Genomic DNA, 16619 nt, shown 5'->3' with positions numbered 1-16619 from the left:
CCCATGAACGAATCGATTAAAAAAATTGTGCTGGCTTATTCAGGAGGGCTGGATACCTCTGTAATGATTCCATGGCTTAAAGAACATTACCACCAGGCAGAGATTATCGCGATGGTTTGTGACTTGGGACAAAATGAAGATTTAACAGCAATTAAAGAAAAAGCACTTAGAAGCGGTGCCTCAAAAGCTTATGTAATGAATGTACAAGATGAATTTGTTACCGATTATTTGTGGCAATTAGTCAAGGCAGGGGCGCTTTATGAAAATCAATATGTGTTAGGTACCATATCCCGACCCCTTATTGCAAAGCAACTGGTTGAAATTGCATTACAAGAGCATGCAGAAGCAGTGGCGCATGGAGCAACTGGAAAGGGTAACGATCAGGTTCGTTTTGAATATACGGTTAAAGCATTAGCCCCCGAACTCAAAATTATTGCCCCATGGAGAGTTTGGAAGATCAAATCAAGGCAAGAAGCAATTGAGTACGCCAAATTACATGGGATAGAAGTCCCTGTTACGCCAAAGTCACCTTATTCCCGTGACCATAATCTTTGGTATATTTCGCATGAAGGAGGTCTTTTGGAAGATCCGCGTCAACCCAAGCCTGATGATTTATTATTAATGACCTCATCTTTGGAACAGGCTCCTGACAATCCTGAGTTGATAAGTATTGGTTTTGAAAAAGGAGTACCTGTTGCTTTAAATGCCGTCAAGATGCCCCCTGTAGAATTACTAAGGCAATTAAATCAAATTGCTGGTTCCCATGGAATTGGCGTGGCTGATATTGTTGAAAATCGGCTGGTTGGCATGAAAATCAGAGGAATATATGAAGCCCCTGCAGCTGCAGTTCTCTATAAGACGCACCAGATGCTGGAAAGTTTATGTCTTGATCGAGCTACCTTGCATTTAAAACAATCATTACAGCAAACCTATGCGAATCTTGTTTATGAAGGGCGATGGTTTTCCCAGGCAAAGAATGCATTGGATGCACTGATTGATGTGACCCAACAGCATATGACCGGTACTGTAAGTGTACAGTTATTTAAAGGAAATATCGTTCCTTATGGAATGCATTCCCCTTATAGTTTACATGATCCTGCTTTAGCTACATTTGAGGAGGATGGGGTTTATAATCAGAAAGATGCTGAGGGATTTATTAATTTATTTTCTTTATCAGCACAAGTATATGGCAAGGTACATAAAGGAGGTAAATGATGACCAATATAATTTGGGGAGGGCGGTTTAAAAAGGAGCTCGATCCCAGAGTCATGCATTTTAATGCTTCCTTGGCTTTTGATAAGGTACTCTTTGCCCACGATATTACCGGAAGTCAAGCCCATGCTAAAATGCTGGCACGCCAGGGACTGATTTCCAACCCGGAAGCAGATTTGATCTGCAATGGGCTGGAAGTAATAAAGCAGGAGTTGGAAAAAGGTCTTCTTGAGTTTGATGAGTCAAGTGAAGATATTCATATGTTTGTCGAACAATTGCTTGTTAGCAGGATTGGCGATGTAGGTAAAAAGCTTCATACAGGCCGTAGCCGCAATGATCAGGTTGCTCTGGATTTACGATTATATTCCCGTGATGCCGGGACGGATATTAAAAAGCTTCTACATGATTTTAATGAAGTTTTGGGAGAATTGGCCTGTGTCCATGCTCAGGATAAAATTCCTGGATATACCCATTTACAGCAAGCCCAACCTATTTATTTAGGTCATTTTTTTTCTGCCTATCAGGCGATGTTTCATCGAGATTTGGGGCGGTTGCATGATTGGCATACCCGGATGAATTTCTCGCCTTTGGGAGCTGGTGCGCTGGCAGGAAGCACTTTGCCTTTGGACCGTGAGTGGGTTGCTCAAACCCTGGGCTTTAATGGCATCATTGAGAATACATTGGATGCAGTAAGTGATCGTGATTTTGTAATTGAGTTTTGTTCTGTTGCATCGATTATAATGATGCATTTATCCCGGCTTGCTGAAGATTTAATTCTTTGGGCTACACAAGAGTTTGGTTTTATCACCCTTGATGATGCCTTTGCTACAGGTTCATCTTTAATGCCCAATAAGAAAAATCCGGATGTGCTCGAATTGGTTCGGGGGAAAAGTGGTCGAGTCTTTGGACATTTGATGGGGATCTTAACTGTAATGAAAGGGTTGCCGCTTGCCTATAACAAAGACATGCAAGAAGATAAGGAATGTTTGTTTGATACCGTAAATACATTGGTCGCTTGTCTGGAAATTATGACGCCATTTTTGCGAAGCGTGCAATTTAATACGCAATTGATGGAACAAAAAGCCAATAGCGGCTATCTTAATGCTACAGCAATATTAGAGTCCCTTGTATTAAAAGGAGTCCCTTTCAGGGATGCCCATCACCAGGTGGGGGAATGGGTGCAGACAGCAATCGATAAGAATTGTTCGCTTGATGAGGTTATTAAAAATAAACTTTGAGCTTTTCATGTATTGACTGCGGTGCAGCGGAAACGGGAATTTAGAAGGATGATTCACGGATTCCGCGGCGCTGTTCCTAAGCCATACCCTGCAAAACACCAATCTGCGAGATTTCTTGCAGAAGCTAATTTTTAAAGTAGAATGATGAGACATCATAACTATTTTCTATTGAGCTAATCATTCATGTTACAGCATTATAAAACCCAGGGGGGCGTTGAGTTAGAGTGTTATCAGACTTCGCTTGAGTATGAACAAGGTATTGAGAATCTTCTTGAACATTTGGATTCCCAAAGAGGCGCTTTGTTTGCTTCAAGTTTCGAATACCCTGGGCGCTATACATGTTGGGATATTGGTTTTTATAATCCCCCCTTGGCTTTTATCTGCAGACAGAATTTAGTTCAAATAGATGCTTTAAATGACCGCGGCAAAATCCTCTTAACCTTCATTATCCCTTTATTTAAAAATGAAACCAATTTGCAAATCCTTTCTCAAAGTCAAGCAGGGCTGCAAATTAAAATCAAACCTTCGGAAGAGGTCTTTAGCGAAGAAGAGCGTAGCCGGCAACCCTCTGTTTTTACTGTAATCCGTCTTATCCTGGCTTTTTTTAAAGTGGAAGACGAACCGTATCTGGGATTATATGGGGCTTTTGGTTTTGATTTGATTTTTCAATTTGAAAACTTGCAAAAACACAAACAAAGAGAAGTGTTACAAAGGGATATGGTTCTTTATTTACCTGATGAAATTTATGTGGTGAACCATCGTAAAGAAGAAGCTTTCATTCGCCGCTACGATTTTCAATTTCAGGGTCAATCCACAAAATCCCTGGAAAGAGAGGGCGTTTCTGTTGCCTATAAATCACCTAATAAACCTGAAGGGGCATGTGATCACAATCCAGGAGAGTATGCACAGGTAGTCACCCAAGCCAAGGAGCGTTTTGCCTGTGGTGATTTGTTTGAAGTGGTCCCCAGCCAAACCTTTTATGTTCATTACCAGGATCAACCCTCTTCGTTATTCAAAAAAATGCGCCGTTTAAATCCTTCTCCCTATGGTTTTTTTATTAATCTGGGTGATGAAGAGTATCTGGTTGGTGCATCACCAGAAATGTATGTAAGAGTGCAGGGAAAAAGAGTAGAAACTTGTCCAATATCGGGAACCATTAAACGTGGCGCCGATGCTATCGAAGATGCAGAAAACATTCAGATTCTGCTCGATTCCAAAAAAGAAGAATCCGAGTTAACGATGTGTACTGATGTAGATAGAAACGATAAATCCCGTATTTGCGAAGCAGGCTCTGTCAGGGTAATTGGGCGCAGACAAATTGAAATGTATTCGCGGGTAATCCACACGGTAGATCATGTTGAAGGTACATTAAGGGAAAATTTTGATGCTGTCGATGCTTTTTTAACTCATATGTGGGTGGTTACAGTAACAGGTGCACCCAAAATATGGGCTCTTAATTTTATTGAAGAACATGAAAAATCTCCCCGCAAATGGTATGCCGGTGCAGTAGGGTGGTTTGGTTTTAATGGAAATTTAAACACGGGACTGGTTTTGAGAACAGTACGGATTGAAAAAGGCATTGCGGAAATTCGTGTGGGCGCGACCCTGTTGTATGATTCCATACCCGAATCCGAAGAGCAGGAGACACGCTTAAAAGCATCTGCTTTTTTAGATATGCTCCAAAAAAAAGATGCTGATGGTGTAAAGAAGACCAAGCATTTTCCTCTAACAGGAAAAGGCAAGCATGTTTTACTTATTGATCATCAGGATTCATTTGTACATACCTTGGCTAACTATTTTCGGCAGACGGGGGCGGAAGTCAGCACAATTCGTTTCGACAAAGCCATGCGCTATTTGGAGATGCAAAAATTTGATCTGGTAGTTTTATCGCCGGGCCCTGGAAAACCCAGTGATTTTAATCTATCACAAACAATTGCGGCGGTGATTTCCCTAGGGATACCCTTATTCGGAGTGTGTTTGGGGCTACAAGGAATCGTTGAATATTTTGGTGGTGTTTTAGATGTACTGAACTATCCCATGCACGGTAAACCTTCAACTATTAAAGTGGAGGGGAAGCCTGAATTATTTTCCGATTTAGGCGAATCGTTCAAAGCAGGAAGGTATCACTCCTTGTATGCGCGTTTGAATGCATTACCCAAAGAGTTGAAGGTTACTGCAATGAGTGACGATGGAGTAGTGATGGCTGTCTCTCATCAGCAATTACCCATACATGCGGTACAATTCCATCCTGAAACCATTTTGTCTCTAGTGAATCAGGCTGGGCTAAAAATTATCACCAATTTGATGAGGATGATCTAGGACAATGCGCAATAAGATATTGATGCTTTACGCTGTATCTTTTGTTTTAGGTATCATAGTGGGTCTGGTAGGATCTACATTTCGTTTGTCAATCGATGTGTTGAGTCATTTGTTAGACAACTTGTTCCTTTTCCTTGGTGATCATGGATGGCCCTCAGGGGTAATTTCAGGATTGGTTTCAATGGTTCTGGTATATGCTGCATATTTTGCAGTGAAACGCTTCGCTCCCCAGGCTTCAGGAAGCGGGGTACCAGAGATTGAAGGCACATTACTGCATTTAAAAACCATATTTTGGCGTCGCTTGTTACCTGTAAAGTTCTTTTTTGGAATCTTGGCTCTTTCTGTGAAGATGATTTTGGGAAGAGAAGGGCCCACAATCCATATCGGCGGTAGCTTGGGAGAAATGTTGGGAGGTTTGTTTAACTTAACCCGCCGCAGAAAAGACAGCTTGATTGCCGCAGGAGCAGCTGCGGGTTTAGCTGTTGCCTTTAATGCTCCGCTTGCGGGAGTTCTCTTTGTCATGGAGGAAATGCGCAACCAGTTTAATTATTCGTTTACCAGTTTCAGTATGGTGGTTATCTGTTGTATTACTGCAACTGTGATTCTTGATTTAATGATTGGTCCTCAGGCAACCATTCCAATGGATGTATTTGAATTTCCTCAACTTGATTCTTTATGGTTATTTGCCATCTTTGGTATTGTTGTAGGTTTTGTAGGACTCTTGTTTAACCTATCTTTAATAAGAACTTTGGGGTTTCTGGATAAGCTTACCTCCAAACAAAAATCATGTTACGTTTTGATTGTAGGATTCGTGATTGGTTATCTGGCAGTGCATCATCCAGCAGCAGTGGGCGGTGGGATGGATATTATCCATCAAGCATTAACCCTGTCGCCTGGATTTGGCTTTTTGTGTTTTCTGTTAGTGGTACGATTCATTGGAACAATGGCATGCTATGGAACGTCTGTGCCTGGAGGAATTTTTGCTCCCATTCTTTCTTTAGGGACGCTTCTGGGTTTGGCCATGTTCCATATTTTAGAAGTGCTCCATATTGATTTTTTAACCCAACCCGGCATGTTTGCAATTGCAGGAATGGCTGCGCTTTTTGCTTCCTCTACCAGGTCTCCAATTACCGGGGCAGTATTAGTAGTTGAAATGACTCATAATTATTATTTAATTTTTCCTGTGATGATGGCCTGCATTACCGCGACTATTGTTTTGCAGCTCGCGCCGAACGGACCAATCTATGAGCAGTTACTCGACCGTACTCTGCGCTTGAATGATAAAAAAACTCCATCTCCCCAAAAGACAAGTTGAAATAAAGTCTAATCTTTATGGGGAGAAAAAACGAAGTGCCCGAGGTGGACTTGCTGCAGATTTAAAAAAATCAATCTACATGAAGAACAATTTTGCCAAAATGTACGCCGGATTGCATATATTGCTGTGCTTCTTCAACCTGGTCCAAAGTAAACTCTCTATCAATAATAGGGCTGATTTTTTTTATTTTCAGGGCGTCTGCCCATAATTTATGGGCATCAGACCATAATTTGTTTTTTTCCACAAGCGATTGGGAACGGAGTACAAATCCAATAATTTGCAATCTTTTTCGCATAATTAATGCCAAATTACATTCCACAGTACTTCCTTTAAGGCATGCAATCTGAATGAGTTTGCCTTTAGGCTTAAGTAAATGCAGATGCTTATTAAAATAATCGCCGCCTATAAAATCAACAATTAAGTCAACGCTATGATCTTCGATTAAATCTTCGAAATCTTGTTTACGATAGTTGATAATTTGATCGGCACCAAGCTTCCTTGCCTTATCTATTTTATCGTCAGTCCCTACAGTAGTAATTACGCGTGCATGCGTCAATTTAGCCATTTGAATCGCTAGCGAGGCAATACCGCTTCCTGCCCCATGGATAAGCAATGTTTGTCCTTGGCTCAACGTCCCCAAATCAAATAAGGTGGCGTAAACCGTAGTTAGTGCTTCAGGAAGAGCTGCAGCCAGGGTGTAGTCCCAGTGATCAGGAATGTGCTGTGCTAGCGATGCTTCCACAGGACAAAATTCAGCATATGCGCCGCTACCAACCAATCCATAAATTTTATCTCCAGGTTTGAATTGATCCACCTCTGCACCGACTTCGACAACCTCCCCTGCAACTTCCAAACCCAAAATATCCGATTCGCCGGCTGGAGGAGGGTATTTACCATAACGCTGCATAATATCAGCCCGGTTTAAGGCTGTTGCTTTAACATTGACTAAAATTTGTGATGCACTGTATTGGGGATTAGATCCATTTTCTATGACCAATCGACTGTGGGGGCCTGGGTTTTCTATATGTACGTAGCGCAAGATTTTTTCCTTATCACAGTTCAAATCGGTAAGCTCATTTGAGTTAGGGGGTAGGGATTATTTATCCAGTCAAAGGGTTCTCCTCATCTCATCAGAAGAAACTTCATTTAAGTGTACCTGAAGAACTCCGACCCCTTAACTACTTTACTTAAATAACCATCCCTATATAATGCTTGTACAGACCCCTTTCTATATTGGGCAATGGCTAAATTCAACCATCAACCTCTTTATGCTTGGCTTTTTATAGTCCCTCAACTTATTGTTACCCTGATGTTTTTTATTTGGCCCGCAGGTAATGCGTTGTTGCAATCCTTTTTTTATACAGATGCGTTTGGCCTTCATAAAAAATTTGCAGGGTTTTCGAATTTTCTGGATCTCTTTTGGGATCCCATCTACAGCAAAGCAATTGGAGTTACCTTCATTATTGCTTTCAGTGTTACTTTTTTTACGATGAGTTTAGGGCTCCTTATGGCAATATTAGTGAATAATAGAGGTCGGACGCAAGGGGTATATAAATCTTTATTGATTTGGCCTTATGCAGTGGCTCCTGCAGTAGCGGCAATATTATGGCGTTTTTTATGCCATCCAACTTTAGGATGGCTGACGCATTTTTTGCAGTCGTTCGGAATAAATTTTGATTATGTTAATAACGTAAATCAGGCCTTTGCCGTGATAATCCTTACTGCAAGTTGGCAACAGTTTAGTTATAATTTTTTATTTTATTTGGCAGCCCTCAAAACCATTCCTTCATCATTAATTGATGCAGCAATTATCGATGGTGCTTCTGGATGGCAGCGTTTTTGGCAGATTATTTTTCCACTGTTATCACCCACCACTTTTTTCTTAATCATCATGAATTTGATGTATGGTTTTTTTGATACTTTTGGCATTATTCAGGTGATGACCCATGGAGGTCCGGGGAATAGTACAACCAATTTAATTTATAAAGTATATCAAGACGGGTTTGAAGGTATGGATTTGGGAAGTTCGTCAGCACAATCGGTTCTCTTGATGATTATTGTCATCAGTGTTTCTCTAGTCCAATTTAAATACCTGGAAAAAAAGGTTCATTACGCATGAAATCGTATTTCACTCGTGTTTTATCGCATGCATTTTTATGTTTCTTTGTTATTCTGATGTTATTGCCTGTCTATCTGGCATTTGTTGCGGCCAGTAACGAAGGCAGCGTGATGATGCAATCCCACATCCCTATTGTTCCAGGTAACTTGTTACTCAAAAATTTCAAAGCAGTTATGGCTGAAGGCTTGGCCGTTACGGGAGGAGAGCCTATTACTTCCATGCTGTTGAACAGTTTTTTTATGGCTATGGCCATAGCATTGGGAAAAATTATTTTTGCCCTGGGTTCAGCTTTTGCTTTAGTTTATTTTGATTTTCCATTTAAAAAGTTATGTTTTGCCTTAATTTTTACCACGATGATGCTGCCTATAGAAGTAAGAATTGTACCTACATTCCAAGTGGTTGCTTCTTTTGGACTATTAAATTCATATACGGGATTAACTTTACCTTTATTTGTGTCCGCAACAGGGACTTTTTTATTTCGTCAGTTTTTTAAGACCATACCTCATGAACTGGTTGATGCAGCAAAATTGGATGGAGCAGGGGCTGTCCGTTTCTTTTTTGATATGGTTTTACCTTTATCCAAAACCCAAATTGCCTCATTATTTGTTATTTTATTTGTATATGGTTGGAATCAGTATCTCTGGCCGCTGGTGGTTACGACAGAAACCAAAATGGCTACAGTGGTGATGGGTATTCGATATTTAGCCGGCGTGGCAGATCAAATTCCACAGTGGAATTACATTATGACAGTTGCATTGATTGCTCTCATTCCACCTTGTATGGTGGTGCTACTCATGCAGCGTTGGTTTGAAAAAGGGTTAAAGTAAGCATGGCAACAGTCAATCTCATTGAAGTCTCAAAGAGTGTTGGACCGACAACAATTCTGGATAAAGTCAACGTGAGCATCGGGAAGGGGGAGTTTATGGTAATCGTCGGCCCTTCTGGATGTGGAAAAACTACTTTATTACGTCTAATTGCTGGTTTGGAGGAGATAAGCTCGGGTTCGATTTTAATAAACAACCAATGTGTTAATAAAATACCTGCCGCCAAAAGAGACATGGCTATGGTTTTTCAAAACTATGCCCTCTATCCGCACATGACTGTATTTGAAAATATGGCTTATGGGCTAAAAATGAGACGGTATAAGAAGGAAGATATTAAAAATCGGGTCAATGCGGCAGCTCAGATGTTGCGCTTAACTCCCTATTTGGAGCGTAAGCCCCAGGCGCTTTCAGGCGGGCAAAAACAAAGAGTTGCTATGGGGCGAGCCATAGTTCGTTCTCCGGCTGTTTTTTTATTCGATGAACCCTTATCAAACCTTGATGCAAATTTACGCACGGAAATGCGTCATGAAATTAGACGATTGCATCAACAGCTCAACACTACCAGTTTATATGTAACCCATGATCAAACAGAAGCCATGACTATGGCTGAGCGCGTTATTGTACTCAATCAAGGTATTGTCGAACAAATAGGGACACCCCAGGAGTTGTATCAAAGTCCAGCAACTTTATTCGTGGCTGGATTTACCGGACAATATCCTTTGAACGTTTTTTCGGGAATTTTTGATAAAAGCAGTAATAGGGTGCAAACCAGCTTGGGGATTGACTATCCTGTTTCTGAGTCCGCCCCCCTTGAAGATACCGACGAACTGGTTTTGGCAATTCGTCCCGAACATGTTTTATTGAGTACGGAAAGTCCTCAAGGTATTCCAGTTCATGTGGAGTTTGTGGATGATATGGGTGCAGATAAATTAATCCGGGCAAAATGCATCAAAAATGGCCAGATAATAAATTTGCGTGTTTCTGCAGATAACCCACTTATAAGTGGACAACTTTGGATTGAGCTACCTAAAATTAGATTACATCTTTTTCATCGTAAGTCTGGAAAACGTATTGGAGAATAGCGTGAGTAAAGAAAAGAATAAACTAAAGCCAATAGATACACCCGTATATCGTTATTGGTCTGCATTGTATATGTCTTTTTATTCACGACGTTTGTATGTTGATGTTGGAAAGCGTTGGCGGGGTTTTGCTTTTCTCTATCTCTTGTTGACAATAGCTCTATTCTCAATTCCATTTGCTTTAAGGATGGGCTTTAGCTTGAATCAGTCGTTCAAAGAACAAATCACTGATCCTTTATCCAAAATCCCAGTGTTTTACATCCAAAATGGAGAGGTTTCTTTTGATAAACCCATGCCTTACTTGATAAAGAATGATCAGAATCAGGTAGTGGTATTGATTGATACCACAGGTAAAGTCAACGATTTCCCCGCTGAATATCCTTATCTTACTATTTTGATCAATAAAAATAAAATTTCTCTTAAGGTACCCAGCCTAAAATTATTTAATATGAAGGACTCAAAACCCAGTAAAGGTACTCCTTTAGTTCAGACCTTTGATAAAGGAACGAATCTGGTTTTCGATGGAAAAAAGATTGCAGAACAAAGCTCAATAAGAAATTTGAAATATTTTTCTCAAATGATGATTTATCCTCTGGTAGTGGCAATATTCTTTTCAATTTTTATTGTATTTTTCCTTGTTTTAGCATTTTTGGGACAAGTTTTTTCCAGTATATTCTTTTCTTTTAGTGTAACCTTTATGCAATCAAGCCGGCTATTAATTGCAGCAGGAACGCCAATGATGTTGCTGTTGTTTATAATGCTCACATTTAATGCAATTTTCCAGGGATCAGGGTTCATTTTATTTGCTTTACTGATCGCTTATTACAGTTTGGCACTTTTTTCACTACGGGCAGAAAGTAGACGCATCGTAATGTCATAAACGATGATTGAGTCCAGTAGGATTTGGTGGATTTGGATGATCTAGCCTATTGGTAATTACAGGATAAAATTTTGCGAGTGGTGACTTTATGAAAGAGTTAATTCATTTTGCACATGGAAATGGCTTCCCCGCGTTATGCTATAAACAGATGCTGGACCGTCTCGGGAAAAAGTATGATTACTGTTATATTGACAGAATTGGTCATAATCCTTTTTTTCCTGTTAGCGAAAATTGGCATAATCTGGTATCGGAAGTTGTTGATAGCATTAAGGAACAAGCCAATCAACCTGTTATTGCCATAGGCCATTCTTTGGGGGGCGTCTTAAACTTGTTGGCCGCAATTGAACATCCCGAATTATTTAAAATGGTAATCATGCTGGATTCTCCTTTAATCGGCACCTTTAAATCAAGCATGGTCCGATTGGCCAAAGCCCTTGGAATCATTGATCGGGTGACACCGGCATTCAGAACCCGGGGGCGCCGGATGTATTGGGAGAATAAGGAACAGTTAATTAATTACCTTAAAACCAGGGACTTATTCAAAACCTTTACGGATGCTTGTTTAAATGATTATATTACCTATGGCCTGGAGTATAAAGAGGATGGGTATTATTTACGCTTTGACAGGCATATTGAATATCAAATTTATCGCACTATCCCTCATGTCATTCCCACTTATGAGGGTAAGTTATCAGTTCCAGCAGCATTAATTTATGGTGACAAAAGCACTGTGGTTGGTAAAATGGATGTGCGTTACATGAAAAAATATTTTAATGTAGCAAGCTATAAAACCAAGGGCACCCATTTATTTCCTATGGAATACCCTGAAATTGTGGCAATGCAAATAATAAAAATCATTTCTGGTTTAAACTTAAATAGTACAAGTGGTCAGAAGGCCCAAAACAATTAAGGAGAATAATGTGCTACACGCTATTTTAGTGCTCATGGTTATTGGCGCTGCGGGGATATTACTTACCAGGCAGGCAGCAATTTCAGTATGGGCAATTAGCTTTGCTATATTTAGTGCTCTTGTTTTCTGTTACGGTTCCCCTGGCTTGGCGACCAAAATTATTCTTCTGTTAGTCGAATTTGCTTTAATCGTTGGTGCCCTAACCCCTTTAAGAAGAGCATTATTATCCAAGTATTTTTTTAAAACCGTAAGCAAAGCCATGCCAGCGATGTCTGCCACTGAGAGAGAAGCACTTGAGGCGGGAACAGTCAGTTGGGAAGGGGACTTATTTAGTGGCGCCCCGGATTTTTCCAAATTGAGAAATTTACCTACAGTCCGTTTGACGGAAGAAGAACAAGCATTTCTTGATGGTCCGGTAAATACTTTGTGTGCGATGATTGATGACTGGAATATAACTCATAATCTTACCGACTTACCGGAAGAAATTTGGCAGTTTATCAAAGATAATCGCTTCCTGGGGATGATTATTCCCAAACGATATGGAGGCCTTGAGTTCTCTGCCACAGCACAAATGTCAGTTTTAGTAAAAATCTATGGACGTTCCATTACGGCAGCAACCACCATATCGGTACCTAATTCACTGGGCCCAGGCGAATTATTGCTTAAATACGGGACTGAAGAACAAAAAAATTATTACCTGCCAAGATTGGCCGATGGGCGTGAAATTCCATGCTTTGCCCTTACAGGTCCAAATGCAGGTTCTGATGCAGCATCAATCCCCGATAAAGGTATCGTATGTTATCAAGAAATTAATGGCACCAAAGTACTGGGTATTCGATTAAATTGGGACAAGCGTTACATCACTTTATGCCCGGTCGCTACAGTAATTGGCTTAGCCTTCAGATTATTTGATCCGGATAATTTATTGGGTAAAGGTGAAGATGTGGGTATCAGTTGTGCGTTAATACCAGCACATACTCCGGGCATCACGAAAGGGCGCCGTCATTTCCCATTGAATACAGGGTTTTTAAATGGCCCTACACAAGGTCGAAATGTATTTATTCCAATGGACTACCTGATTGGCGGAGTGGCTATGGCAGGTTGCGGATGGCGCATGTTAATGGAATGTTTAAGTGCGGGAAGAGCCATATCCTTACCCTCGAGCGCTAATGGAGGAGCCCAAGCGGCAGCTTTAGCTTCGGGAGCTTATGCACGCATTCGCAAACAATTTAACCAGCCAATTGGAAAGTTTGAAGGTATAGAAGAACCACTGGCTCGAATTGCAGCAAATACTTACATCATAGATGCAGGTGTAGTTATGGCTGCAGCTGCAATTGACAATGGTGCGAAACCTTCTGTGGTAGGAGCTATTTTAAAATATCATACTACTGAGCGTGCAAGACAAATTTCACTTGATGCCATGGATATTCACGGTGGAAAAGGAATTTGTCTCGGACCTAATAATTCTTTAGGGAGGGGATATCAAGGATCACCAATCGCTATTACAGTAGAAGGTGCAAATATCCTTACTCGAAGCTTAATCATCTTTGGCCAGGGAGCGATTCGATGCCATCCTTATGTTTTTAAGGAGCTTGAAAGCATCAGAAATAATAATTTAGTTGAATTTGATAAGGCGTTTTTTGCCCATGCTGGATTTATTATTGCCAATTTCTCCAAGTCCGTCATTTTTGCCTGGACTGATGCCCATCTGTCAAAGGCTCCAGTGAGTAGTGTCAAACGTTACTACCAACTCGTACATAAATACAGTGCTAACTTGGCATTTCTAGCGGATTTCTCAATGATGGTTCTGGGCGGCAATCTGAAGCGTAAAGAGAAACTATCCTCTCGACTTGGAGACATGCTCAGTGCTTTATATCTACTTTCAGCAGTTTTGAAGCGTTTTCATGAAGATGGTGAGCCCAAAGCTGATTTACCCTTGGTTGAGTGGAGTTGCCAGCAATTATTGTATGAATGTGAAGTTGCAATGCATGGCGTAATTGTGAATTTCCCTGCACGATGGGCACGCATTCTGCTACGTTTGATTATTAAACCCCTAGGAAATCTAAGAAATAAACCTAATGATCAGTTAGGCCACTTGTTAGCTCGAACTCTGATTGAGCCATGTGAAACACGTACCCGTCTGACTCGTTTAGTTTATAGTAAGGCGAGTGAGAATTGTCCTTTAGGTCGTATGGAAGAGGCTTTCCATAAAATCTGTGCTGCTGATGAGTTGGAAAGAAAGGTAATGAGAGCAGTGAAAGATAATGTTTTAAAATCTCTTACTTTGCTTGAACAGATTGATGAAGCCTTGGCTTGTGGGTTGCTCACTGAAACCGAAGCCAAACAATTAAAAGAAGCTGAGTTGGCGCGACAAGATGTGATTAAAGTGGATGATTTCAATGATGAGGAACTACGACGTTCCTCACCAATGAAAACTCAGCGAAATAAAAAGGTTATTGTCAATAAAGACGATATTGAGTCAGAAATGATTTAATTCGAATCATTAAAGCTGCAGTCGAAGTATTTGTATGTGGCTTGCTAAATCGCAGTGGGAATTGGGAGAGTATAGGTTAAGTAACCTTTTTCCACTGCATTCCACCAAGTCTACAATTTAACTGAAACATGGAGTATAACCAGTGTAAATAATACGGAGGTTGTCATGAACAGGTCTGCAATGAAGAATATCAAGGCTGCATTATATTTAGGATGTTTTTTGTTGCTTTCTTCCATGTCCAGTATGACCTTTGCAGACCCTCCCGATCAAGTTGCCCGATTAAGCTACCTTAGTGGAGTAGTGAGTTTTTTACCCGCAGGAGAAACACAATGGACAGAAGCAATCCTTAATCGCCCTTTGATCGCAAATGATCAGATATGGTCAGATACAGGTAGTGCTGTTGAAATGCAATTACCTGGCGCTGCTGTGCGTATTGGGAGTCAATCGGATTTAAAAATTTTGAATCTGGATGATGAAATTGCACAATTTCAAATTACACAGGGCACCCTTGTTTTAAGTATTAAACGGATAAACTCTAATCAAGTTTATGAGGTAGATACTCCGAACCTAGCGTTTACTATAGCTGAACCAGGTTACTATCGCTTTGATGTCTCCACAGAAAATGACAGAACGATGGTGAGCGTAAGGGTGGGGCAAGGAATCGCATATGGAGAAAATGCATCCTATACGATTAATTCTGGACAATCATGTAGTGTTACAGGTACAAATTTAGAAAGTTATCTATGTACCGCCCTGGGACCAATTGATGGATTCGAGAGCTGGAGCCTGGAACGGGATAAAATCGCGGGTACCGTCTCCACACAGTATGTTTCAACAGAAGTGATAGGATATGAAGATTTAGGAAATTATGGAGCATGGTCTGAAGATGAACTATATGGACCTGTTTGGCTTCCCAATAATGTACCTGAGGACTGGGCGCCTTATCAAAATGGCCAATGGATTTGGTTAGGATTATGGGGTTGGACTTGGGTAGATAATCAACCCTGGGGATTTGCACCATTTCATTATGGCCGTTGGGCATATATTAGAAACCATTGGTGTTGGGTTCCAGGACCCATTGGAGCCCGTCCTGTTTATGCTCCGGCATTAACTGTATTTATTGGGGGTAATAATTCGCAATTTATGCTTAACGGCGGGTTCGGAATTGGTTGGTTTCCTTTAGCACCTGGAGAACCCTACATTCCTCCCTATCAGGTTAGCCGAAGTTACTTTAAAGCAATTAATTTAAGTAATACGGTTATCGATGTTACTTACATTAATAATATTTATCGGCATCGAAATCTGAGAATTAATTATAAGAATGGGTACATCGCTAATGCACTCACAGTTGTATCAACTCACGATTTTGTTAATTCCAGATTAGTAAATAATTTACGTGCACGTGTCCCTAATCAAATCTTGTTTAATGCGGTAAAAACCTATACTGCACCAGTTGTACCACAACCTCTCAGTATTCTCGGAGGGAAGGGCCCGGCCAAGGTAGTGCCCCCTGCTAAAATACTATCTAAGGAAATTGTCATCAAAACCCAACCTGCGCCACCTCCACCTTCTTTTTCCCAAGCCCAACCCTTTTTGAAAAAAAATGCAGGCAAGCCATTAACTCCTAAAGAATTGAAGGCTATATATCCTGGGAATATTAATAAGGGTATGGTTAATGGAACTCAGCAAATTGTACCAGACCATAAGCCTAGGATTTTTAAACAGCAACCTCCAGCGCTTGTGCATCCAGTCCCTGGAGCCTCTCAATCTCCGGGTACTCAACCTGCCCCTAATGTTCAACCTGGTCCTGTGGTTCAACCGAGTATTATTCATCGTCATAAACTACATCCTGGGCCAAATGTGCAACCGGGTGTTAATGTACAACCCGGAACTAATGTTCAGCCTGGGCCTAACATCCAACCCGGTCCCATTACTCGACCTCGTCATAAACTACATCCTGGTCCCAATATTCAACCAGGTCCTAATGTTCAACCTGGGCCTAACATCCAGCCCGGTCCCAATGTTCAACCTGGTCCCATTACTCGGCCTCGTCATAAACTACACCCTGGGCCCAATATTCAACCAGGTCCTAATGTTCAACCTGGGCCTAACATCCAGCCCGGTCCCAATGTTCAACCTGGTCCCATTACTCGACCTCGTCATAAACTACACCCGGGTCCTAATGTTCAGCCAGGGGTCAATGTTCAGCCAGGGGTCAATGTTCAGCCA

The 16619-nt window shown here is 41.0% G+C and carries 12 protein-coding genes; 11 read left to right on the top strand and 1 reads right to left on the bottom strand.

The window, feature by feature from the left end; translation table 11 throughout:
- Nucleotides 1-3: 3 nt before the first annotated feature.
- The 4 genes from KYQ_RS05815 to clcA all read left to right on the top strand — a co-directional run bounded on the left by KYQ_RS05815 (nt 4) and on the right by clcA (nt 6084).
- Nucleotides 4-1215 (top strand): argininosuccinate synthase, encoded by a 1212-nt coding sequence (locus tag KYQ_RS05815; protein WP_010653504.1) that lies wholly within the window; start codon nt 4-6, stop codon nt 1213-1215.
- Nucleotides 1215-2450 (top strand): argininosuccinate lyase, encoded by a 1236-nt coding sequence (argH, locus tag KYQ_RS05810; RefSeq protein ID WP_010653505.1) that lies wholly within the window; start codon nt 1215-1217, stop codon nt 2448-2450. Before KYQ_RS05815 ends, argH begins: the two co-directional genes overlap by 1 nt.
- A 183-nt stretch (nt 2451-2633) precedes the next feature.
- Nucleotides 2634-4769 (top strand): anthranilate synthase component I, encoded by a 2136-nt coding sequence (locus KYQ_RS05805; RefSeq protein ID WP_010653506.1) that lies wholly within the window; start codon nt 2634-2636, stop codon nt 4767-4769.
- A gap of 4 nt (nt 4770-4773) precedes the next feature.
- Nucleotides 4774-6084 (top strand): H(+)/Cl(-) exchange transporter ClcA, encoded by a 1311-nt coding sequence (gene clcA / locus KYQ_RS05800; protein ID WP_010653507.1) that lies wholly within the window; start codon nt 4774-4776, stop codon nt 6082-6084.
- Nucleotides 6085-6154: 70 nt separating this feature from the next.
- Here the strand turns inward: clcA and KYQ_RS05795 are convergent, their stop codons facing one another.
- A complete protein-coding gene (locus KYQ_RS05795; RefSeq protein WP_019349747.1) occupies nt 6155-7123 on the bottom strand; it encodes an NAD(P)H-quinone oxidoreductase in 969 nt (322 codons plus the stop codon).
- Between the two features lie 201 nt (nt 7124-7324).
- Here KYQ_RS05795 and KYQ_RS05790 point away from each other — a divergent pair, with 201 nt between their 5' ends.
- From KYQ_RS05790 to KYQ_RS18220, 7 genes are all read left to right on the top strand, one after another.
- Nucleotides 7325-8203 (top strand): carbohydrate ABC transporter permease, encoded by an 879-nt coding sequence (locus tag KYQ_RS05790; protein ID WP_010653509.1) that lies wholly within the window; start codon nt 7325-7327, stop codon nt 8201-8203.
- Entirely contained in the window at nt 8200-9030 is an 831-nt protein-coding gene (gene ugpE, locus KYQ_RS05785) for a sn-glycerol-3-phosphate ABC transporter permease UgpE (protein ID WP_010653510.1), read from the top strand. Before KYQ_RS05790 ends, ugpE begins: the two co-directional genes overlap by 4 nt.
- A 2-nt stretch (nt 9031-9032) precedes the next feature.
- On the top strand, nt 9033-10109 hold the full coding sequence (locus KYQ_RS05780) for an ABC transporter ATP-binding protein (protein ID WP_010653511.1): 1077 nt from the start codon (nt 9033-9035) through the stop codon (nt 10107-10109).
- A gap of 1 nt (nt 10110) precedes the next feature.
- Entirely contained in the window at nt 10111-10986 is an 876-nt protein-coding gene (locus tag KYQ_RS05775; RefSeq protein ID WP_010653512.1) for a DUF1189 family protein, read from the top strand.
- An 88-nt stretch (nt 10987-11074) separates the two neighbouring features.
- Complete coding sequence (locus KYQ_RS05770) at nt 11075-11896, top strand: alpha/beta fold hydrolase (RefSeq protein ID WP_010653513.1); 822 nt, start codon at nt 11075-11077, stop codon at nt 11894-11896.
- Nucleotides 11897-11930: 34 nt separating this feature from the next.
- On the top strand, nt 11931-14390 hold the full coding sequence (locus KYQ_RS05765) for an acyl-CoA dehydrogenase (protein WP_019349745.1): 2460 nt from the start codon (nt 11931-11933) through the stop codon (nt 14388-14390).
- A gap of 165 nt (nt 14391-14555) precedes the next feature.
- Nucleotides 14556-16619: DUF6600 domain-containing protein (locus KYQ_RS18220; protein ID WP_019349744.1), on the top strand; the 2064-nt coding region annotated here is incomplete at its 3' end.

The sequence above is a fragment of the Fluoribacter dumoffii NY 23 genome, from assembly GCF_000236165.1.
Lineage (GTDB): Bacteria > Pseudomonadota > Gammaproteobacteria > Legionellales > Legionellaceae > Legionella > Legionella dumoffii.
The sequence above is the reverse complement of the archived record's forward strand: the minus strand, read 5'-3'. Positions and strand labels throughout refer to the sequence as shown.